Here is a 20,888-nt window from a genome sequence, read left to right as displayed (position 1 = left end):
TTATCATTAGACCTTTGGCAAAAGTCGTTTTGAGACGATTGCAAGGGCGGGCGGGACGCCCACCCCACAAGAATTGTTCTGGTTTTGTCGGATGGGCATCCTGCTTGCCCATTCCAGAAGAATTGTTCTGGTTTTGTCGGATGGGCATCCTGCTTGCCCACCCCACAAGAATTGTTCTGGTTTTGTCGGATGGGCATCCTGCCCGCCCACCCCACAAGAATTGTTCTAGTTTTGTCGGATGGGCATCCTGCCCGCCCACCCCACAAGAATTGTTCTAGTTTTGTCGGATGGGCATCCTGCCCGCTTCAAATATTTTTGCAACAAGTCTATTTTAAACCAACGCGCCCAGGGCTTGTAGCGTCGCAATTGTAGCTGCGGTTAAACCTTTGACGCCAGCGATGTTCATACCTTCGTAGAGTCTTTTTGCTCTCAACACTCTGTTGCACTCACCAGTACAAACATTCCAAATCCTCACAGTTTGGTCTTGAGAACCACTGGCAAGAGTTTGCCCGTCTGGACTAAAAGTAACAGCAGAAACCAGATGTGTATGTCCGGTGCAAATATGGCGACATTCACCTGTTTTGATATCCCATATCCTCACGGTTTGGTCGTGGGAAGCGCTGGCGATCGTTCCCCCCCCTTCGCAAGCGGGGTTGGGGGGGATCGGACTAAAGGCAACGGAAAAGACCCAATTAGTATGTCCGGCGAAAGTTTTGAGACATTCACCTGTCTGCCAATCCCAGAGTTTTACAGTTCGATCTGTACTGCAAGTTGCTAAAGTTTTTCCATCTGGACTAAAGACAACAGCGTAAACTCGATTGTCGTGACCATATAATATTTTGCAGCAATTACCTGTTTGGTAATCCCAAAGTCTCACGGTTTGATCGGCGCTGGCACTTGCTAAAATTTGTCCATTTGGAGCAAAGGCAATTCCGAATATCTTATCGCTATGTCCGGTCAAAGTTTGGCAGCACTTACCTTGACTAACATCCCAGAACTTTACCGTACAATCAGCACTTCCACTGGCGAGGATTCCATTTGGATGAAATGCAACTGCGTAAACCCAATCAGTATGTCCCTGTAAGATTTGGAAACATTTACCTGTGCTAACTGTCCACAATCTAATGGAAGAATCTGTACTAGCACTCGCCAAAGTTTGACCATCGGGACTAAAGGCAATTCCATAAATAAAATCCCCATGTCCTTGCAACGATCTGATGCAATTTCCAGTCTGCCAATCCCACAGTTTGACGGTTTTATCGTTACTGCCACTCGCTAAGATCCCCCCGTTGCCCCCCTTGGTCAGCGGCATCCCCCCGTTGCCCCCCTTGGTAAGGGGGGTTGGGGGGATCGGACTAAACGCAACTGGCAGCGCCCAATCTGTATTTCCGTACCAAGTTTTTAAGCATTGTCCGGTGCGACTATCCCACAATTTCACAGTTTGATCTAAACTGACACAAACTAAAGTGTGTCCATCGGGGCTAAAGGCAACGGAACAAACTTCATTAGTATGTCCGTGCAATGTTCTGATGCAAGTATCGGTGTTGCAATCCCAAATTTTGACAGTGCGATCGCCACTTCCACTTGCTAAGATCCCCCCAACCCCCCTTACTAAGGGGGGCAACGGCGGGATCGGATTAAACGCAATAGAATAGACTGCATTACTGTGCCCAGTGTAAGTTGTTAAACATTTACCCTCACCAATGTCCCAGAGTTTGATTGTGCCATCGCTACTACAACTCGCTAAGATCCCCCCAACCCCCCTTGGTAAGCGGGATCCCCCCAACCCCCCTTGGTAAGCGGGATCCCCGCGTAGCCCCCCTTGGTCAGGGGGGTTGGGCGGATCGGACTAAACGCCACCTCACGCACCCAACCTGTATGTTCGGTCAATGTTTTTAGGCATTTACCATCAGCAACATCCCATAATTTAATCGTGCAATCTGCACTACCACTAGCTAAAATTTGACCATCCAAACTAAACGCAACCGAACGCACCCAGTCTGTATGTCCGGTGAGAGTTTTCAGGCAGCTTCCAGTTTCAATATCCCAGATTTTGATCGTGCGATCGCCACTCGCACTCGCTAAGATCCCGCCATAGCCTCCCTTGTTAAGGGGGGTTGGGGGGATCTCGCCTCCCTTGTTAAGGGGGGTTGGGGGGATCTCGCCCCCCTTGTTAAGGGGGGTTGGGGGGATCTCGCCCCCCTTGTTAAGGGGGGTTGGGGGGATCTCGCCCCCCTTGGTAAGGGGGGTTGGGGGGATCTCGCCCCCCTTGGTAAGGGGGGTTGGGGGGATCGGACTAAATGCCACTGAAAAGACTTCATGGTCGTGCCCCATCAATGTTTTAATGCAAATACCATCTTGAACGTTCCACAACTTCACCGTACAATCAGCACCGCAACTAGCTAAAATTTGTCCATCCAAACTAAATGCGATCGCGCGCACCCAATTATTATGACCTTGACAAATTAACAATAATTTTCCCGTTCTTACTTCCCACAAACGGACATGACAATCTGTATCGCAAGTAGCCAAAATTTGACCATCGGGGCTAAAAGTTGCTGATAAAATATTGCCTAAAGTTTCAGTAAAAACGCACCTGGATAAATCCGAGTTGGCAAAATTGACATCGTGCAAGTTTACGCCTTGCAAGTAAGCTTGCCAAACCATTAAATCGGAAAAGTCAAAGCCGCTTAAATCAACTTGTAGCTGGTGCAGTAAATTGAGACTATTTCCGCCTGCATAACCCGTTTCTTGCGGCGATTTTCCTTGTAGAAGCGAGAGAATTTGTCTCAAGTGAGTGGCAATATTTTCTGGAGTGCCGAGGGTGGCACTTAATCGATCTGCCACAGGTTTAAGGATGAGGGAAATTTGGGTTTCCCGCACGTAATCTTTAGCGGTAGCTTTAATCAACGCATGGCTTTTAAACAAGGTAATATTTTGACTGTAAATTTCATCACAAATCACCTCGATTAAACCCGCGATCGCATACTCCATCACCACGGGTTGTTGAGTAAAACCAGTGCCGCTTTTTTCCACCAAAGAACGCCGCTGTAAAGAACTCAGCGATTCTAAAATTTCCGGAATTGGAACGTTAGCCACAAAATCAGATTGTAATTCTGGCAACGAAACAGGTTCGCGATTAATTGCTAACCAATACATAATTTCTCGTTCCAAGTTTGTGAGACGATGAAACTGTTGATCGAGCAAGTCGCGAATATCATCGAAAATGAACGTACTTTCCCTAGAAATTTCTAGAAACTGGGAAATACTCCCCTCAAAAAAGTCTCGGATAGAAGACGCCACAATTTTGAGAGCAAGTGGATTTCCACCATAGCGGGAGATTAACATATTCCATTGGGATTCCGAACCTGTAAAACTTCCTTTGACGTTAAAAAGTTCTCGTCCTTCTGTCTCTGGCAAACCTGATAGTTGCAGCGAACGAACTGGCAAAGCTTCCCCTTCAAACTTCGCCAATCCTTTTGGTTTTTCCCGCGAAGTTAGAATCAGACAACTTTGGTGAGAAGTTTCAGCAATGCATCGGAGAAACTGACCATATCCTTCATATTCTGCCCGATAACGACCCGTGCGATCGCCCGATTGTAAAATTGACTCAATATTATCTAGAATTAGCAGACAGCGCGAACTGCGGAGATATTGTAGCGCGCGCAAAATTCTGCCATCTAATTGCTTTGGTAAATTCGTCTCTTGCTGTCCCGATAAAAATTGAATTATTTCTGCCAATATATCTTCAATCGGTGGAGCGTTGCGAAGACTGCGCCAAATAATAAAATCAAACTTATCCTGAATTTGTTGCGCCACTTTTACAGAAAGTGCCGTTTTACCAATTCCACCCATTCCCAGCAGCGTTACCAGGCGACAATTTTCCTGCACAATCCATCTTTCGAGAATGTTCAATTCTGCCAAACGACCATAAAAAATCGAGACATCTGGTGCTTCTCCCCAGTCACATCGATTTTGCATTGGTACGTCACTGGGACGAGCAAATTTATCCTTAATTGTTGCTTTATTCTTTAACTCAACAACTTCTTCCCAATTGAGTTCGAGAACTTGGCAGTAAGCTTTAAACGCTGCCGCATTAATGGGGGACTTTCCTGCTAAAAAACGCTTCCAAGTTCCTTCTGAAATCCCCACAGCAAGAAAGCCTTCTTTTTCCCAAAAAACCCCTAAAACTTCACTAGCCTTCTCAATCCAGCGGAAATCATCCACAGCCCAACCTTTTGCCAGTCTGGCTTGCTTAATTTTTGCGAGTCCCTGTTGAGAAGCTTTGAGAGTAACCACAGTTATCAATAAATATATCTACAAAACAAAAATCTTTGAGATATATCATATAACAATGCGATCGCCAAGATCAGTTTAACTTACCCTTGTCGAACTTGAACGATCGGGCGATGCACTCGAAGATGGAAACAACAACTTAGCACGCGAGAAATCCCATGATTAAGATTTATCACACTGAATTGTCGGGAAATTGCCACAAAGTACGGTTAATGTCGGCACTGCTGGGAGTCGAGTACGAACTTATACCCGTAGATTTGCTAGGCGGCGAACACAAGTCGCCGCAATTTCTGCAACTCAATCCCCTGGGGCAAATTCCCGTTCTCGTTGACAATGACATAATTATTCGAGATTCCCAAGCAATTCTAGTGTATCTGGCACGAAAATATGGCGATGAAAGTTGGTTACCCTTGGCAGCCCAATCAATGGCGAAAGTTATGCAATGGCTATCATTTGCTGCCAATGAAATTAATAACAGTGTGTTCATTGCCCGCTTATATTTCCGCTTCAATATGGATGTTGACTGGGAATCAGCCCAACAAAAAGGTAAGCAGGTTCTTCAGATACTAAACGAACATTTACAGAATCGAGATTGGCTGGAATTAAATCGTCCCACAATTGCAGATATTGCCTGCTATCCCTATGTTGGATTAGCCCCAGAAGGCAAAGTATCTCTCGATGATTATCCCAATGTAATTGCTTGGATTGAGCGTATTAAACAACTACCAGGCTACATCGGAATGCCAGGACTTTAAATAATTCAAAATCTGATCCCCCCCTGCCCCCCAAAACAGCGGGGGGAGGTTGTAGGGTGCGTTAGCCGAGAGTACGGCACCAATAAACTCAGGTATGGCTTTAAATAATTCAAAATTAAAAGTAGGGTGCGTTAGCCGAGAGTACGGCACCAATAAACTCAGAAAGGGTGCGCTACTCAATCCAAAATCCGATCCCCCCTGCCCCCCTTAAGAAGGGGGGAGTATAAAATCTACAATCTCAAATCATAATGACTTTTCATTCTGGAGAAATTGCCATCCAAACCCAGGCAGGAGTGCGCGAAGAAGCTGAACGTCTGTGCAGTTTCATTAGCGATGTTATCAAGCCACCTGCCCAGGAGTTCCTTCGCACGCAACAGTTAGCCGTTGCCAGTACAGTTGATGCAAACGCCAGAGTTTGGGCATCGTTGTTAACTGGAAAACCAGGCTTTTTACAATTGTTAAATAACCAGATGGTACAGATTAATGTCAACATTATTTCTAGGGATATGTTGCAGCAAAACTTGCAAAGTAATGCTCTAATGGGATTGCTAGCGATCGCATTAGCAAATCCCAGGCGTTTGCGTCTAAACGGCAAGGCTCAAATCCAGCCAGAAGGAGCGATTAACCTACAGATTCAGCAGGTATTTTTTAACTGTCCCAAGTACATTCAAGCGCGTTATCTGGAAACAGAAATAACTCAAGCGCCAGTAGATTCTGAAATCAGTAACAACGAGTCTTTAACCCAGCATCAACAACATTGGATTACCCAAGCCGATACTTTTTTCATCGCTAGTTCTCATCCTGAGATTGGTGCAGATGCCTCCCATCGAGGAGGATATCCGGGATTTGTGCAAGTTTTGCATAGCAAAAAGCTAGTATTTCCCGATTACTCTGGTAATAATATGTTCCAAACTTTCGGCAACTTGGCTATCAATCCAAATGCAGGTCTTTTATTCATTAATTTTGAGCAAGGTCATACTCTGCAACTGACTGGAAAAGCTACATTGATTTGGGATATAACACGCTTAAATGCCTTCCCTGGGGCGCAACGTTTGGTAGAATTTGACATCGAAGAAGTTGTGGAAACCAAGAATGCTACTCCCATGGGTTGGCGGTTTGGGGAATATTCCCCTGTCAATCCTCTCTAGGATTGAACAGGATTTATCAAAATCTCTTTTTCTTCTTTCTCTGCGTCCTGGAGCGCCTGGAGCGGTTTAAAATACGCAAAGATTCTAAACGTAGGGTGCGTTAACGAAGTAACGCACCGGCAATACTATATGCCTTGGTGCCGTACTCTGCGCGCTAACGCACCCTACATTGAAAATTTTGAATATCATTTAGTTACATATTTGTCAAGATCAGTTTAGCCAGATGCTTTTTGCTCTACTACTGATCTTTCGCAAGGTCACCTGATCGCGCCATCCTGAAGAGGAAACTCTCAACAAGGGTGTTGATACCAATGGAGTGGATAATGCGTCAATATTCTCTTGATATCGCTACTGAAGACAAATTAAGGGCAGAAATTGCAGCTTTGAAGCGAGAATTGGCATCTGTAAAGCAGGAAAAAGCTAACCTGGAAATATTGCTGGAAAATATCACCAATCATCCCAAAAGTCAAGTTTACCAAATGCAAATCGATCTCGATCAAAACAAGCGAGCGCATCAAGTCGCCGCAATTACCCAATCTGACTATTTTCAACAGTTACTCGCAGAGGTTGAACTTCTCCGAGCTTCAAACAATTTTAGGGCAACCTAAAGCCCCCCTTGGCAAGGGGGGTTGGGGGGGATCGATGCGTCTTGAATTTGATATTTTAGATTTTGAGTGAGGTAATATATGCCAAAAATTATCGCAATTCATTCCTACCGAGGCGGGACTGGGAAATCGAATTTAACAGCAAATTTGGCAGTAGCAATCGCACTCCAAGGAAAACGAGTTGCTGTGGTAGACACCGATTTACAATCCCCAGGCATTCATACCATTTTTAACAGCAATATACCAAGCAAAACTTTAAATGACTACTTGTGGAATCGCTGTTCAATTCAAGATACAGCTTACGATGTCAGTTCTGCTATAGGACTTGAGCAAAAAGGTAAGATTTTCCTCATTTCCTCCAGCGTCAATGTGAATGAAATTGCCCGGATTATTAGCGAAGGTTATAACGTTAACTTGCTAAATTCCGGATTCCAGCGATTGATTAAAGAACTTGAATTAGATTACCTGTTTCTCGATACCCATCCCGGTCTTAGTCGAGAAACATTGCTATCAATTGCCATTTCCAATCTTCTAATCCTAATTCTGCGCCCCGACAGCCAAGATTTTCAGGGAACTGCTGTTACAGTCGATGTTGCGCGTCAACTCAAAGTTCCCAACATGCTGATTGCGATCAACAAAGTAGCGAGCAAAATTGACTTTTCTGAACTTCAGGAAAAAGTAGAGATGACTTACGACATTCCCGTCGCAGGAATCTTGCCAGTATCAGAAGAAATGATGCAATTGGGAAGTAGTGGAGTTTTCTGTTTGCGATATCCTAACCATCCCTTGACGCAGATCCTTAACCAAGTTGCACTCAAAGCGATCGCAGACCAGAAACCCGGTTTTTGAGAAAAACCGGGTTTCTTTCGATTCTGGGTCTTGATTCTGCTTTGATTCACCCAAATAAAGCCTAATAAACGCTTCTGCTGCTTCTGAGTTCATCCCTCTCAATGCTTTAACTATCCCTACAACCGTAAGGGCGGTGGGATCTCTCTCTTCGTGAACCCATTTATACACCGCAGATCTTTGAAGTCCCATTGTCATTGCCAGTTTATTTTGGCTCGTCAACACTTCCCTAAGAGCTTTACCCGCTTGTCCCATTTTGAGCGATCGCTATTTATTTTGCTGTTTATTATGCTGCTTTTCGGCAATGCACTTCTGAATTAGGAAAGTAGCAAGATTCGCCATTGGTCTAGCTTCTTCCTTCGCCCACTTTTCCAATGCTTCTGCAACTTCGTCCGGCAACGTAATTGTAATCCGCTTTGCCATTTCTCCCCGAACATCTTGACGCTTATCCATCATACTCTTTGCTGCAATCCTAGAAAGAAACCCGGTTTTTCGCAAAAACCGGGTTTCTTTAAATGAAGCATCATAGGTGATCTGGCAAGTCGCTAATTGATTTGCCAATAGATTTGAGCAATTGCTCTAAGGCTTTCATCTGCTTGACAGTAAATGTCGGCACGTTCTTACCCAACTCCCAACGGCTAACCGTTTGCGATGATACCCCAAGTTCTCGCGCCAAGTCTTCTTGGCTCATTCCCAGTTCCTCTCGGATTTTCTTTAGGTGCGACTCTTCATCTTCTGGTCTTGGAGTTGGCTTCTTTGGCATAACCTTCAATAAACACGGTACTTCTACAAAATGCCTAAACATTTTGACAAAGCAATAAGATAATTAGACAATGTGTTTAAAGCCAGCCCGGAACCGTGCAAAGTAAAGGACTGGCTCTGACTCCGTTATTGATTGGAGACAAAGTACATTATGACCTATCGACAACGCCTTAATTGCTGGGCAATCGCACGCCTACTCCCCACTCACCAATCGGCAATTATCGCCCGCTTCCGCAACCGTTCTGATGCTGATGGGCATTTTCAGTTCTTGCGTTGGAAAGTACCGCACATTCAGTTACTGGTTGTATTTGATTTGACCAACCAGAGTTAGGGGTAGGGGAGCGAACGCAGATCACAAACCCGGTTTTTCTCAAAAACCGGGTTTCTTGGCGGGACTCTGCGATTATTATTCTGTCGGCATTGATGAGGGCGATCGCCTAAACTCGGAAACAACTGGCTTTGGAATGCGATCGCTCATCTCCAAATTTATCCAAACTTGGCTGTTACCGTTGCTATTGATACTCAGTAATGGTTTTTTAGGTTGGCTGATCAACCAACTGCCTGGTAAACAGGACTTAAAAATTGATGACCCCCTAATACTCTTACTGACGGGATTGTGTATATTGGCACTTTTTATCCTCGGTGCTATATCCAGTCAATCTCCGCCGAGTGCAACGCCTGGGAATCAAAATTGGCTTGTTGGCTTTTTACCCCTGCTGGGAGGTGGTATCCTTTTCGGACTGTTGAAGGTTAACTACGTAGGCGGGGAATTCAGTTCAGCAGTTTTTTATACATCCCTAGTTCTGTTTGGTTTGGGAACTGTACTGCCGCCTGTACTGCTTTTACCAAGAAGACAATGGCAGAACAGGTTGGTATGGTTTCCTCCTGGTTTGGGACTGCTGGTAATGTTGTATTTCATGCTGAGGCGCGAATGGACAGCAGCGTTTTTGGCTTTGTTTGTGACTGTAATTTTGATGCTGTTTATCCATATCATCAAGTTTTTCATCCCAGTTACTAACCAACTTTCACCGAAGTTGAGAGCAAAGAGACAGCAACTTGCAGATAGTTTTGCGGACTGGATTTGGAACCAAATCGACAATTGGTTGTTAGATTTAACCTCACCTTTTCAGCGGGAATATTACCAGAGTTTGATTGATATCTGTCGAGACTATCAAACACAGGGATTGGATAAAGACTGCATCCTGAATTTGCCAAAGGTTTTTGTGCCGATCAAAATTGCGGCAAAAGAGGCAGCGAACGCAAGTCAGACAATGATTCAGCCGCTAAAAGATGACGGAAATAACTCAAATCAAACGCAAATTTGGGATTTCTTAGCAGCGATAGATAAGTATCCGGCATTTCGGCGCATGGCAGTGTTGGGCGCACCCGGTTCGGGGAAAACAACCCTTTTGAGACATTTAACGCTGACTTATGCCACAAAGCAACAGCGGAAAGTGCATCCGAAAGCGTCGAAACTGATTCCAATATTGTTATATCTCCGAGATGTGCGCCAGGAAATTGTGAATAAAAAACCGTCTCTGGCAGAGTTAATTACTCAACAGGTACAGCAACAACGAAAAATTCAACCGCTGAATCCACCGCCTAACTGGTTTGCCGAAAAATTACGTCAAAACCAATGTTTGGTAATGTTAGATGGATTGGATGAAGTCGCGGATGAAACCCAGCGCCAGCAAGTAAGTCGTTGGGTAGACGAACAGATGCAGGCATACCCGGACACGGCTTTTATTTTAACTTCTCGACCTTTTGGCTATAAAACTGCGCGGTTGCAACAAGATGTGACTGTCTTAGAAGTGCAACCATTTAGCCTGAAACAGATGCAACAGTTTATTCATAACTGGTATTTGGCAACAGAAGTAATGAGTCGCGCTGGACAAGAAGATTTAGGAGTGCGGGAAGAAGCGAAACAACAAGCAGATGATTTAATTAAGCGGATTAAGAATAGCAAACCTCTGGCGGACATGGCGGTGAATCCTTTACTGCTAACAATGATTGCCACAGTTCACCGTCGCGGTAGCGCCTTGCCGGGAAAACGAGTCGAGCTTTACAAAGAAATTTGCCAGGTTTTACTAGAAAAGCGACTGAGAGCTAAGAATATTGCGGATGCTCTAACAGCAACGCAAAAGCAATCTGTGCTGCAAGTGCTGGCATTTGAATTAATGCAGCAGAAAACTCGTGAGTTCAAACTATCCGATGGAATCGATCTGATTAAAAACAAATTGGCAGATGTAGCAGGCAGTGGGGCGAATCCAGAGGAATTTATCCAGCAAATTCGGGATGTGAGTGGGTTGTTAGTGGAAAAAGAAGCAGGCGTTTATGAATTTGCTCACTTGAGTTTCCAGGAATATTTAGCAGCAGTTCAGATTAAGGAATCCAATCAAGAGAATCTGTTAATTGGAAATATTAATCAATCTTGGTGAACTGAAACTATCCGTCTTTATGCAGCGCAAAGTAATGCCAGCAATCTGATTCGTGCAGTCTTGGCGATGCCATCTCAATCTGTTCAGGCAATGGCACTCGCTTGTGATTGCTTGGATGAGGGGTTGAGTGTAAATCCAGACATTCGGCAACAACTGGAGCAAATTTTAGAACTAGGTTTGAACTCGACAGACCCAGAAATTGCCAAATTAGCAGCACAGGTACAGTTATCGAGGCGATTGAAATAATGCTGTTACGAATTGATGAAAATATCGAAATTGACATGAGTTACATCACCTGCGCCGAATATCAACTTTTTATTGATGAGAAGCTGAAAGCAGGTAAACATCGCCAACCTGACCATTGGACAAGTTACAGATTGCTGCCAGGAGATGCCAAAAAACCGATTGCTGGAGTACGATCTAGCGATGCTGAGGAGTTTTGTGAATGGTTAAATCAGCAGCAATCTGCACAGGGATTTAAGTACAGAGTTCCCACTTTAGCTGAAGTAGAGGAGTATCCAGTCACAGAAAAACAAATAGGATGCTGGTGCTTTGATGGAGAACAGCGAATCATTGCAGGAATAGAAACTGGACAGAAGCAAACTTGGGAACAGAAATTAGCTGAGGTTTTAGACCTCGACCGCGACCTCTACCGCGACCGCGACCTCTACCGCGTCCTTGACCGCGACCGCTACCTCTACCGCGACCTCAACCGCGACCTCAACCGCGACCTCGACCGCCTCCTCGACCGCGACAGCGACCTTGATCGCCACCTCAACCGCCACCTCGACCGCGACCTCGACCGCGACCTCAACCGCGACCTCAACCGCGACCTCGACCGCGACCTCGACCGCGTCCTCGACCGCGTCCTCGACCCCAAAATTAAAGCAATTGAAGCAGGCGAAGCTAGTGATTTCCTACTTTTATACTTTCCACTGATTTTTGTGATTTTTATCTATCATTTCTTGTCAGTAAATTATGAGGTAATCTCCAAAAATAAAGGAGCGATCAATCAACTTAATTTAAGCCGTCGAGAAAGTGAAGCTATTAGCCGTAAGTATCTAGATAATCTCAATAAAATCTACCCACTTTATGTTTACTTAGTATTACTAGATGAGCGACAAGCGGGTCGGATACCAGCATGGGAAAGTATTCGGATTGTCAGGGAAAGAGTTGATCGGTAGATTTGGTAGCGGATATAGCGCCTGAATAGTTGCAGCAAATTGAGGAAATATCTGATGAAAGATCAGCTAGGGGAAGATAAAATTAAACTAATCCTGCTGGATATAGAAAAAGTTAGCAAAGCATTGGCTCAAGCCGTAGAAAATGGTTTAGTGAAACACAAAAAAGCAAGTAATCCCGTTGCCGTATGGTGGGATGGCAAAGTTGTCTGGATACCTCCAGCAGAAATACCTGTCACCGAAAACACACCTTCCCCGAAATAAAAAATTATACCAATCTCCATTGATAATACTACACATCGGCAGGTGTGCAGGTGGGCAAAATATGTGTAGCTTATTCATAGGAAAACGGTATTATTCCTAAAAATAGTTTTTTAATTAACAGGCTTAAAAAGCATAGAACATTCTACGCCTCTAGACAGCAACATAGTTGAACCAACGCCAGGAGTTAAATCAACCGAATCTCTTAGCTATACTAAAGCTAAAACCGATCGCGCCTGACAACAATCAGCCCATAGCCTCCCGATGCAAACCACCCTGAACCTCGACGAAGCCCTTCTTAACGAAGCCTTCCAACTCACCAACATTACCAACCAGGAAGAATTGATCAATCTAGCCCTGCAAGAACTCGTGCGTTCACGAAGTGGCTCCTCTGGAGCATCGCGCAGAAAGAAAAATCTCCTAGACCTGGCTGGGCAAATTCAATTCGTTGCAGATTTTGACCACAAAACCCTGCGCGAAACTCGTCATGCTGCTGATTGACACATCTGTTTGGATCGCAGTCTTTCGCGATCGCAGCGGTCAAGTTCGCCAGCAGCTTGAAACCTTGATCGCCGATCGTCAAGTTTTACTCACCCGATTCACTCAGCTGGAATTGCTTCAAGGTAGCCTGAATGAGCAAGAATGGAATCTCCTCTCCACCTACCTAGCAACACAAGATTATATTGAACTCACGATTCATTCCTGGCAAGCTGCTGCACGCATCTACTATGATTTGCGTCGCCAAGGGCTTTCCGTTCGCAGCCCAATCGATTGCTGTATCGCTCAAGCCGCACTGGAAAACAATTTACTTTTGATTCACAACGATCGCGACTTTGAAACTATTGCCCAAGTGCGATCGCTCCAACACCTTCGCTTTCAAGCTTGAGTCTTTCCTGAAAAGCATCGACGGACAAGGGTTGGTCTATGCGCGATCGCTCTGGTGCGAAGCCGTCACCTTAAATTCACGTTACCATCCCCGAAGCCTCTTGCAGTTGTGGACTACCTTTCCCCCGCCGAATCGGGAAAAGAGGCGATTCGATAGGTGCGTACCGACAGTAGCAGACGACAACGAGGTCAAATTCGGCAGTTCCGATAGGGGCATATTGCTCAACTCGCACTACTTCCCAATCACCGCGCCGGAAATGGGTACTAGAACCGGGAGATTCTGGATCTATGGCTTCCTGCACTTGGCAGTATTCAGAGGGTCTATAACCCGGTTCAGGGATGGGGGCATCTGATGAATCGAAATACTCAGCCAGGATGTCAGTACAAGCTCCTGTGTGAGCTAGGATGCGACGTTCCGCTTCGTGTTCCTCTCGTTCGTCAGCTTGAAAAATGATGTATTTCCGCATAGTTAGTCGTCCTCCATATAAACAGGAAAATAATTAAAGGCGATGAGCAGAACGCGATAACCTCTACCTTCCTCTCTTCCTCTGCGTTCTCTGCGTCCTCTGCGGTTCAACAAAAGCCAAAATAGAAGATAGACGAGTTCAGCCCAATCAACATATCTCACTCAGAAATCCAGCTAGAATTGCACAAAACCAGCGAAATTCTGACAGCAACAAAGCCAGACCGCCTCGACCGCTGGTTATCTACCCAATTACCCGAATTATCCCGTTCTCGCATCCAAAAGCTAATCGAACAAGCGTGCGTAGAAATTAACGGCGAAACCTGTACCGATAAGAACGCCAAAGTTAAACCGGGCGATCGCATTCACCTTACCATCCCCGCAGCCCAACCCACCAACATCCAACCCGAAGACATCCCCCTCGATATCCTCTACGAAGATGACCACCTACTCATCCTCAACAAACCTGCCGGATTAGTCGTTCATCCCGCCGCCGGACACCAAGATGGCACACTTGTCAATGCCCTTTTAGCCCATTGTCCATTAGCAGAAATTGGCGGCGAACAGCGTCCGGGAATAGTCCACCGATTAGACAAGGATACTACCGGAGCGATCGCCATCGCCAAAACCGACCAAGCATATCAACACCTACAAGCACAACTAAAAGCCAAAACCGCCCGCCGGGAATATCTAGGCGTCGTCTACGGCGTCCCCAAAACCGAAAGCGGTAGTGTCAACCAACCCATCGGACGCCATCCCGTAGACCGGAAAAAAATGGCAGTCGTCCCAGAAGAAAAAGGCGGACGCCCCGCCGTCACCCACTGGCAGGTTAAAGAACGACTCGGTAATTACACGGTAATTCACTTTCAATTAGAAACCGGACGCACGCACCAAATTCGGGTTCACAGTGCTTATACGGGACATCCTATCGTCGGCGATCCCCTATACAGTTCCGGGCGGGACATCGGTGTAAACTTGCCCGGACAGGCACTCCACGCATGGAAACTCACCTTACAGCATCCCATATCTGGGGAGTGGATTGCCGTTACCGCCCCTCTACCAAAGGCGTTTAATACCCTGCTGGAAGTTCTCAGGCGGCGATGAGATGGGGTAGAAGACGCTCTGATGCGGAGACGCGGGGAGGCAAAGACGCGGCGAGGGGCTGCATTCTTTCGCCGTGTCCCCGCGTCCCCCTGTCCCCGCGTCCCCCTCTCCCCATCTTCCTGATTGCTTTTGATTTTTAGAGCGAACTCAGGTTTTTACTCAAACTTTATAGTTCCCTGACCCAATTTCATGAACTTGCGGTAAACACCGATCTGCAAAAATATAACAGGATTACGGAACTGCGCCGCGAGTGAATGTAGTTAATTAAAGACAGTTAAACGCTAGGGACAGTCGGATTTATGCTTTTCTACAACAGCCTTTTGTTCAACCCAAACTATTCTTGCTCCAAAGAAAGCGATCGCGGCTCCGGCAGAATTGCACGCTCAAATTTGTTACAACAAATATGCCTAACCAGTTTTAACGGGTTTTATCTGGGCGCTGATGTCTCGCTTATGCTCCTCAAATAAATAAGGAGCCAGATTTCAGAACTTAAGATTCAGAAAAGCATTTTCTGAACCCTAAAACCTGAATTCCGACTCCTATGTTTGGATGGTTAGCGTTAGTTTATCTTACGCTTACCACATAACCAACAGTCCTTAGCGCTTGCGATAAGGTACTTTGCTTTCGTAGTCGATGTTGTATGGCGAAACCCGTTGTGGGGGATTGCCTTGTGCGCTGATGCTGCGAGCCATTCCCATAAACAGCGATGGATCGCCTGCTTTGGCTTGCTTGTCGGGTGGAGTGTAACGACGCACAGACGTTTGCCAGATGATCTGCGGGAAGCCAAGTTTCCCACGGTAGTATTCGTTGTAGCGAGGAGACTTGATGTTGAACGGTAACTCGCTAGCACCAGAGGGTAGAACCCGACGACGCTGGAAGGGAACGATGTTGTCCCCGAAATTATCCAGGTACTCTTGGCTGTTGATCAGGTCATTGATGAAACCTGCGCGACCTTTGGTTGCTAATACGATCGACCAAGCGATTTTTTCGCGCTCGCTGTAAACATCCCGTCCCAGAATCTTCTGAACGCAATGCTCAACAAAGCGGTAGTTGCTGTTGAGGTTGTAAAAGCTCTTGGTGAAGGTATTGGACAGGCACAATCCCCGAATGAACTCGCGGACGGTGATTTGTCCGTTGCGGAGTTGCGACTCCAAAAAGCGCTCGCGATCCGATTTAAAGGCATGGAAGAATATCTGGCGGTAAGCCGCTTCGATCAGGTTACCCATGTCAGTCGGAGACAGCAGGTTGTCTGTCGAGAAGATCCTGGGCTGTTCGTCGCCTGGAACTTCGTAGGCAGCAACGCGAACATTTTGCGACGAAGGGGCATACTCTAACAGGGGAATAGCCACGTTTAAAAACTTCCTTCTTACGAAACTTTACAAATTTTCCTCATCATAAGGGCAAAAGGGACCATAATTCTCACCAACCTGATAAAACGTTAAGCTTCTTAATATCCAGAGCAAACCTAGATGCTGTAATGCTTCCATCCAAAGGTGATTACATCACTTTGGCACGTTTTGTCTGAATGCATCCGGCACCGATGAGTATCAGCGCCAGGAATGATTCCTCAAGTGGTTTTGACCGCACCCGCTGCTAAATACCCTTTCTCCTCGCCAAAATGCCAGCGCATCTAGGGTTGGGGTGTAGGGAGGCCAACTTTGCAAGATCGAGTTTATCTGGTTTGGAGGGGGTTCTAGACCCAAACCTAAACAGAGATGGGAGAGGACGGCTGCAAACTCCTGACCGTGACCGGGACTGTTGAGATAAGCGTGGGCGTATTCATGGGCGACGAGACGCAACCAATCGTTTCTCGCCAGACGACCTGGATCGACTAGGATAGCGATCGCGCTGTTTGAGAGGTGGCATAGTCCATCTAGTCCAAACGATTGGGTCAGGGGAACGGCAAAGATTTGTATCGGGCGACGCTGTTGGGGATGGAAACAATCGTGACAGGCAACTAGACAGCGTCGCAGATCCCCATTTACCGCATCAATATTTTCACCGATCCAGGTGCAGATGAGCGAGCGATCGCGCAGGTTTCCCATTACATCCACCATCGCCGGATCTGGCAGCAGGTTTTGCATCCCTCGCAAATACTCTACCCCACGGTTGTAGGCATCAGCCCTATGACGATGGTTCACCAACCCAGGAAAGAGAAATATTGTCTAGAAGCGTCTTGTTTGGCTTTCAGCACTTCCTGAGCTAGTGCAGGCGTGACATCTCCACTAGCAACAGCCACAGCATGCGCTTGCTTTTGACTCCCCAAGTCTGTCCCAATGCGGCTTTCAGTACAAAACGACGCCGTACTAAATCCGCCAAAGCGTTTCACAATACTGCTTCGCATCCGCAAATCGGGACTGGCAAACCAGAAACGCTCCTCCGAACTCATGGTGTCGTATTCGGTGATCAGAACCAGTCCTTCGTCCTCATCCATGTGGTATTGACCGACCACGGGCACGATTTCGGCATAACCTCTGTCGCGGAGTAACCGACCTTGGTGGGGATTGTCTGCATCGGGTACGAGGGCAAACACCGTCTTGCCTTCGTGATTCTCTCCCTCTTTATCCCACCCCATCGAACCACCCCAGGTGACGCGGCAACCCCCAATCGCCTGAGTCCCATCGATTTGATGGAATTCACACAGGGCAACGATCTCTGGATCGTCCGCCGCCAAAGCATCCACTTGGATTTCTGACTCACCCACCTCAGATCTTCTGAAGGCAAGGTGATGCGTTGTGCGCTGCGAGCGCCACTTGCCAGCACTCCGTTGAAAAAACTCCATTGCGTCCATCAATCCCAGCCTCCAGCCCCATTTTTTCACGTAGTACGCTTTTTGATGATAAAGCTTTTATCGCCCACCAGTCTGCGTTGAGCCAAGAAGACACGGGGACGTGGAGACGCAAAGACGCGGATTGTTTGAAGCGTCTGATGCCCCGTGTCTGGAACGTCCGTTCCCATATCCCCCAACCCCGACGCCGATCAAAGATTCTCTGCTGCTCGTTGCAGCCGACTTTCAATCCCCGTCTGAACCTTTTCCCCGCGTCGCCGCGTCCGGTGCGTCTCCCCCTCTCCCTGTCCTTGAACCCCGCCTTAACTCGCTATACACACTAGATATTTTGTCAAGTATTTGTTACTATATTTAATAATAAATCATGAACGCACTCACCGTCAGGGGTGCCATTCAACAAAATCGCGATTCCAGCTGGAACAAAACCCAATTGGCTTTCTCACCTGTAACCAACCAACCAGATTTGAGGCAAAGATGATGGAATTTCCCGTTGGACTTAGCTTGGAGCAACAATTTAACCTGAAGGCGTATGAGCAGCAGGTCAAAGGACTGAGCCAGGAAGAGGCTCAAGGGTTCCTGTTGGAAGTCATGCGGCAGCTGATGGTTAAGGATAATGTAATCAAGCACCTGATGAAGACGAAGCGCCTATAGAGCGGTCAGAATTCGCTAAAATCAAAGCCCCCAGCCAAGGTTATGGCTTGGGGGCTTAAATTTTATTACAGAATATTACTTTGTTTCTCATAACTGAGACGGTCGCGCGCCTCTTCTTTTATCTTCAAGAGTGTCTTGCTAAAGACAAGATAAAACTGATTGAAATTAGGAGAGTTCAATGCTCGACGCATTTTCCAGAGCCGTTGTAACGGCAGATACCAGCACCTCTTGTGTATCTGACCTGAGTGCTTTGAAAGCTTTTGTTGCTGAAGGTAACAAGCGTCTAGATGCGGTAAACGCGATCGCTAGCAACGCCAGCTGTATGGTTTCTGACGCTGTAGCTGGGATGATCTGCGAAAACCAAGGCTTGATCCAAGCTGGTGGTAACTGCTACCCCAACCGTCGCATGGCTGCTTGCTTGCGCGATGCTGAAATCATCTTACGCTACGTAACCTACGCACTGCTGGCTGGCGACGCTTCGGTTTTAGACGATCGCTGCCTCAACGGTTTGAAGGAAACCTACGCTGCACTGGGCGTTCCTACCACCTCCACCGTCCGCGCGATTCAAATCATGAAGGCTCAAGCCGCCGCTCACATCAACGATACCAACACCGAAGCTGGTGGTGGCAAGAATTTCCGCCGCATGGGAGCTGTTAAAGGCGATTGCTCTGCTATAACCGCTGAAGTATCCAGCTACTTCGATCGCGTTATTTCCGCTCTGAGCTAGGCAAGAGCGCGTTAGCGAATTGAAATCAACACAGTATCAATACTCTATTCGGAGATAGAAAGAAATGAAATCAGTTGTTACCACGGTTATTGCCGCTGCTGATGCAGCCGGTCGCTTTCCTAGCTCTTCAGATTTAGAATCCGTACAAGGTAGCATTCAGCGTTCTGCTGCTCGTTTAGAAGCTGCTGAAAAGCTCGCTGGCAATATCGATGCCGTTGCTCGGGAAGCATACAATGCCTGTATTGCTAAGTATCCTTACTTGAACAATGCTGGTGAAGCAAATGACACTCAAACCAAGAAAGACAAGTGTCTGCGCGACATCAAGCACTACATGCGTCTGATCCAATACTGCCTGGTAGTTGGCGGTACTGGTCCTCTGGATGAGTGGGGCATTGCCGGTCAGCGTGAAGTTTACCGCGCTTTGGATCTGCCCACCGCTCCTTACGTTGAAGCTCTCCGCTTCGCTCGCAATCGTGGTTGCTCTCCTCGCGATATGTCCGCTCAAGCGCTGGTAGAATACAATGCGCTGCTCGACTACGTAATTAACTCCCTGTCGTAAGTGAGTTAAACACCTCGAATCGCTGATAGAATTTAGGTTCATCAGTTCTGGGGATTCTTAGAACAGTGCTTTGCCAACTTGGGTTAAGTATTGTTTTAAGAGTCCCCAGGTTTATGTTTGGGAAGGAACTTATACATGGATAAGCGCTTTCGGAATCTCTTTAATCTGACAGAAGAAGAAGCGATCGCTCTGTTAAATACACCCCAAGACCAAGTCCGAGAAGATGATTCTCGCTACATCGCAGCTTCCCATTTAGCCAACTTCCCAACCGAAGCATCAATTAATGCTCTGCTCGGGGCAGTACAAAACTCTGACCCTTCCCTAGATAACCGCATCGTGCGACGAGAGTCGGTTAAGTCACTAGGAAAACTACAGACAAATTTAGCCTTGCCTGCAATTCAAACTTGTCTGGCAGATGATGATTGTTACACTGTAGAAACGGCTGTCTGGGCAATTGGAGAAATCGGCACGCAAGAACCACAGATATTAGAAGAAATCGCTCAATTGTTGGAAAAACCGGGGCAAATTTATCGGGTAATTATTCATACATTGGCGAAGTTGGATTACAAACCAGCGCTAGAACGCATTCGCAAATTTGTCGATGCTGATGACAAACCAATTGCCAGTGCTGCCATGTCAGCAGTTTACCGCTTCACCGGCGATTCTGGTTTGATGGAAAAGGTTGTGGCGTTGCTGCAACACCCCAATGTCAATGCTCGACGCGGTTGCATTCAAGACCTAATCGATTCCCAATATTATGCGGCAATTCCTTTCATTGCCCGCTGTCCGGTTTCCCTCGTGTTTCGCCTGCGAGGAATTCGATTGATGGCAGAAGTAGGGATACCCGCTGGCAAGATTACTTTTGAGGATATTCAGCCCAGTTTAGAGCAAGTGCTGCGCGACCATCCGCATCACCTCGACTTGGTTCATTGTTACGATCAAACCCCTACCTTAGAGTTTTTGATCCGCGAGTTATATCAAACCGACTTTGGACGCTGTTATCTCGCTACGAAAACCTTGTTGGAGGTTTACCCAGATGAAGCACCGGAGGCTTTGCTCGCGACCTATGCAGAAGAAGCATACAATGACTATGGCGCTCACTACCACGTGATGAAACTATTTGGTTGGCTAAAGTACGCTGCCGCATATGACTTGTTAATCGAAGCGCTGCACAATCGCCAACCCCAGTTTCAGAAGTCCCGCGCCGCCGCAGCGATCGCACTAGGCGAACTCGGCGATTCCCGCGCGATTGACGCCCTCAAAAGTTGTCTGGAAACTAAAATCTGGGATCTGAAATATACTGCATTAATGGCATTAGAAAAACTGGGAGATACCAGCAGTCATAAAATCGCAGCAAATGACCCAGACTGGCTAATTCGTTTAAATTTTGCATCTAAAATCTAAAATCTAAAATCTTCT

At 46.6% G+C, this 20,888-nt stretch carries 25 protein-coding genes and 1 pseudogene; 17 read left to right on the top strand and 9 right to left on the bottom strand.

The genetic code is table 11. From position 1 onward, the window contains the following. Positions 1 to 14: 14 nt before the first annotated feature. Complete coding sequence (locus tag ACE1CM_RS22555; RefSeq protein WP_374880569.1) at positions 15 to 278, top strand: hypothetical protein; 264 nt, start codon at positions 15 to 17, stop codon at positions 276 to 278. Between the two features lie 53 nt (positions 279 to 331). Here ACE1CM_RS22555 and ACE1CM_RS22550 read toward each other — a convergent pair whose 3' ends face one another. From ACE1CM_RS22550 to ACE1CM_RS22540, 3 genes and pseudogenes are all read right to left on the bottom strand, one after another. Continuing rightward, positions 332 to 1,522, bottom strand: coding sequence for a WD40 repeat domain-containing protein (locus ACE1CM_RS22550; RefSeq protein WP_374880579.1), 1,191 nt, complete (start codon positions 1,520 to 1,522; stop codon positions 332 to 334). Positions 1,523 to 1,603: 81 nt separating this feature from the next. Further along, positions 1,604 to 1,786 (bottom strand): annotated as a pseudogene (locus tag ACE1CM_RS22545) (hypothetical protein); the annotation flags it as partial. Then, the gene (locus ACE1CM_RS22540; RefSeq protein ID WP_374880567.1) at positions 1,744 to 4,299 is read right to left on the bottom strand and encodes an NB-ARC domain-containing protein; all 2,556 of its coding nucleotides are present in this window, start codon (positions 4,297 to 4,299) and stop codon (positions 1,744 to 1,746) included. The pseudogene ACE1CM_RS22545 and the gene ACE1CM_RS22540, both read right to left, overlap by 43 nt. 155 nt (positions 4,300 to 4,454) lie before the next feature. Between ACE1CM_RS22540 and ACE1CM_RS22535 the strand changes: the two genes are divergently transcribed. From ACE1CM_RS22535 to ACE1CM_RS22520, 4 genes are all read left to right on the top strand, one after another. Next, on the top strand, positions 4,455 to 5,051 hold the full coding sequence (locus tag ACE1CM_RS22535; protein WP_374880565.1) for a glutathione S-transferase family protein: 597 nt from the start codon (positions 4,455 to 4,457) through the stop codon (positions 5,049 to 5,051). Between the two features lie 248 nt (positions 5,052 to 5,299). Next, the gene (locus ACE1CM_RS22530) at positions 5,300 to 6,199 is read left to right on the top strand and encodes a pyridoxamine 5'-phosphate oxidase family protein (protein WP_374880563.1); all 900 of its coding nucleotides are present in this window, start codon (positions 5,300 to 5,302) and stop codon (positions 6,197 to 6,199) included. A 323-nt stretch (positions 6,200 to 6,522) separates the two neighbouring features. Then, positions 6,523 to 6,807, top strand: a complete 285-nt coding sequence (locus ACE1CM_RS22525) for a hypothetical protein (RefSeq protein WP_374880561.1) — start codon at positions 6,523 to 6,525, stop codon at positions 6,805 to 6,807. Positions 6,808 to 6,885: 78 nt separating this feature from the next. Further along, positions 6,886 to 7,653: a MinD/ParA family protein gene (locus ACE1CM_RS22520; protein WP_374880559.1), complete on the top strand. Its 768-nt coding sequence runs from the start codon at positions 6,886 to 6,888 to the stop codon at positions 7,651 to 7,653. A gap of 264 nt (positions 7,654 to 7,917) precedes the next feature. Here ACE1CM_RS22520 and ACE1CM_RS22515 read toward each other — a convergent pair whose 3' ends face one another. Together ACE1CM_RS22515 and ACE1CM_RS22510 are read right to left on the bottom strand one after the other, a co-directional pair. Next, a complete protein-coding gene (locus tag ACE1CM_RS22515) occupies positions 7,918 to 8,106 on the bottom strand; it encodes a hypothetical protein (RefSeq protein ID WP_374880557.1) in 189 nt (62 codons plus the stop codon). A gap of 67 nt (positions 8,107 to 8,173) precedes the next feature. Next, positions 8,174 to 8,413 carry a helix-turn-helix transcriptional regulator gene (locus tag ACE1CM_RS22510; RefSeq protein WP_374880555.1) on the bottom strand — a complete coding sequence of 80 codons (240 nt, stop codon included), beginning with the start codon at positions 8,411 to 8,413 and terminating at the stop codon, positions 8,174 to 8,176. A 150-nt stretch (positions 8,414 to 8,563) separates the two neighbouring features. Here ACE1CM_RS22510 and ACE1CM_RS22505 point away from each other — a divergent pair, with 150 nt between their 5' ends. From ACE1CM_RS22505 to ACE1CM_RS22475, 7 genes are all read left to right on the top strand, one after another. Then, positions 8,564 to 8,743, top strand: coding sequence for a hypothetical protein (locus tag ACE1CM_RS22505; RefSeq protein ID WP_374880553.1), 180 nt, complete (start codon positions 8,564 to 8,566; stop codon positions 8,741 to 8,743). Between the two features lie 55 nt (positions 8,744 to 8,798). After that, positions 8,799 to 10,850, top strand: coding sequence for an NACHT domain-containing protein (locus ACE1CM_RS22500; RefSeq protein WP_374880551.1), 2,052 nt, complete (start codon positions 8,799 to 8,801; stop codon positions 10,848 to 10,850). Positions 10,851 to 10,916: 66 nt separating this feature from the next. Further along, a complete protein-coding gene (locus ACE1CM_RS22495) occupies positions 10,917 to 11,096 on the top strand; it encodes a hypothetical protein (protein ID WP_374880549.1) in 180 nt (59 codons plus the stop codon). Next, on the top strand, positions 11,096 to 12,034 hold the full coding sequence (locus ACE1CM_RS22490; RefSeq protein ID WP_374880547.1) for an SUMF1/EgtB/PvdO family nonheme iron enzyme: 939 nt from the start codon (positions 11,096 to 11,098) through the stop codon (positions 12,032 to 12,034). The genes ACE1CM_RS22495 and ACE1CM_RS22490 overlap by 1 nt, the downstream gene beginning before the upstream one ends. 54 nt (positions 12,035 to 12,088) lie before the next feature. After that, the gene (locus ACE1CM_RS22485) at positions 12,089 to 12,295 is read left to right on the top strand and encodes a hypothetical protein (protein ID WP_374880545.1); all 207 of its coding nucleotides are present in this window, start codon (positions 12,089 to 12,091) and stop codon (positions 12,293 to 12,295) included. Positions 12,296 to 12,556: 261 nt separating this feature from the next. Next, positions 12,557 to 12,793, top strand: a complete 237-nt coding sequence (locus tag ACE1CM_RS22480) for a type II toxin-antitoxin system VapB family antitoxin (RefSeq protein WP_374880543.1) — start codon at positions 12,557 to 12,559, stop codon at positions 12,791 to 12,793. Further along, positions 12,780 to 13,178 (top strand): PIN domain nuclease, encoded by a 399-nt coding sequence (locus ACE1CM_RS22475; RefSeq protein ID WP_374880541.1) that lies wholly within the window; start codon positions 12,780 to 12,782, stop codon positions 13,176 to 13,178. Before ACE1CM_RS22480 ends, ACE1CM_RS22475 begins: the two co-directional genes overlap by 14 nt. Before the next feature lie 76 nt (positions 13,179 to 13,254). Here ACE1CM_RS22475 and ACE1CM_RS22470 read toward each other — a convergent pair whose 3' ends face one another. After that, a complete protein-coding gene (locus ACE1CM_RS22470) occupies positions 13,255 to 13,644 on the bottom strand; it encodes a hypothetical protein (RefSeq protein ID WP_374880540.1) in 390 nt (129 codons plus the stop codon). A gap of 179 nt (positions 13,645 to 13,823) precedes the next feature. On the opposite strand from ACE1CM_RS22470, the gene ACE1CM_RS22465 reads away from it, so the two are divergent. Then, positions 13,824 to 14,744 (top strand): RluA family pseudouridine synthase, encoded by a 921-nt coding sequence (locus tag ACE1CM_RS22465; RefSeq protein WP_374880538.1) that lies wholly within the window; start codon positions 13,824 to 13,826, stop codon positions 14,742 to 14,744. A gap of 596 nt (positions 14,745 to 15,340) precedes the next feature. Here ACE1CM_RS22465 and ACE1CM_RS22460 read toward each other — a convergent pair. The 3 genes from ACE1CM_RS22460 to ACE1CM_RS22450 all read right to left on the bottom strand — a co-directional run bounded on the left by ACE1CM_RS22460 (position 15,341) and on the right by ACE1CM_RS22450 (position 17,535). Next, on the bottom strand, positions 15,341 to 16,093 hold the full coding sequence (locus tag ACE1CM_RS22460) for a phycobilisome rod-core linker polypeptide (RefSeq protein WP_374880536.1): 753 nt from the start codon (positions 16,091 to 16,093) through the stop codon (positions 15,341 to 15,343). A gap of 198 nt (positions 16,094 to 16,291) precedes the next feature. Then, positions 16,292 to 16,885 (bottom strand): hypothetical protein, encoded by a 594-nt coding sequence (locus ACE1CM_RS22455; protein WP_374880535.1) that lies wholly within the window; start codon positions 16,883 to 16,885, stop codon positions 16,292 to 16,294. Next, positions 16,882 to 17,535 carry a phycobiliprotein lyase gene (locus ACE1CM_RS22450; RefSeq protein ID WP_374880533.1) on the bottom strand — a complete coding sequence of 218 codons (654 nt, stop codon included), beginning with the start codon at positions 17,533 to 17,535 and terminating at the stop codon, positions 16,882 to 16,884. The genes ACE1CM_RS22455 and ACE1CM_RS22450 overlap by 4 nt, the downstream gene beginning before the upstream one ends. Before the next feature lie 471 nt (positions 17,536 to 18,006). Between ACE1CM_RS22450 and ACE1CM_RS22445 the strand changes: the two genes are divergently transcribed. From ACE1CM_RS22445 to ACE1CM_RS22430, 4 genes are all read left to right on the top strand, one after another. Beyond that, entirely contained in the window at positions 18,007 to 18,183 is a 177-nt protein-coding gene (locus tag ACE1CM_RS22445; protein WP_373872973.1) for an NblA/ycf18 family protein, read from the top strand. A 178-nt stretch (positions 18,184 to 18,361) separates the two neighbouring features. Continuing rightward, positions 18,362 to 18,910 carry a C-phycoerythrin subunit beta gene (gene cpeB / locus ACE1CM_RS22440; RefSeq protein WP_374880531.1) on the top strand — a complete coding sequence of 183 codons (549 nt, stop codon included), beginning with the start codon at positions 18,362 to 18,364 and terminating at the stop codon, positions 18,908 to 18,910. 64 nt (positions 18,911 to 18,974) lie between these two features. Further along, on the top strand, positions 18,975 to 19,469 hold the full coding sequence (locus ACE1CM_RS22435; RefSeq protein ID WP_374880529.1) for a bleomycin hydrolase: 495 nt from the start codon (positions 18,975 to 18,977) through the stop codon (positions 19,467 to 19,469). 135 nt (positions 19,470 to 19,604) lie between these two features. Next, complete coding sequence (locus ACE1CM_RS22430; protein WP_374880527.1) at positions 19,605 to 20,873, top strand: HEAT repeat domain-containing protein; 1,269 nt, start codon at positions 19,605 to 19,607, stop codon at positions 20,871 to 20,873. Positions 20,874 to 20,888 lie beyond the last annotated feature (15 nt).

It is taken from the genome of Microseira sp. BLCC-F43 (assembly GCF_041929235.1).
Taxonomy (GTDB): Bacteria; Cyanobacteriota; Cyanobacteriia; order Cyanobacteriales; family Aerosakkonemataceae; genus Microseira.
Note: the sequence above shows the minus strand (reverse complement) of the source record. Positions and strands in the feature narration are given on the sequence as shown.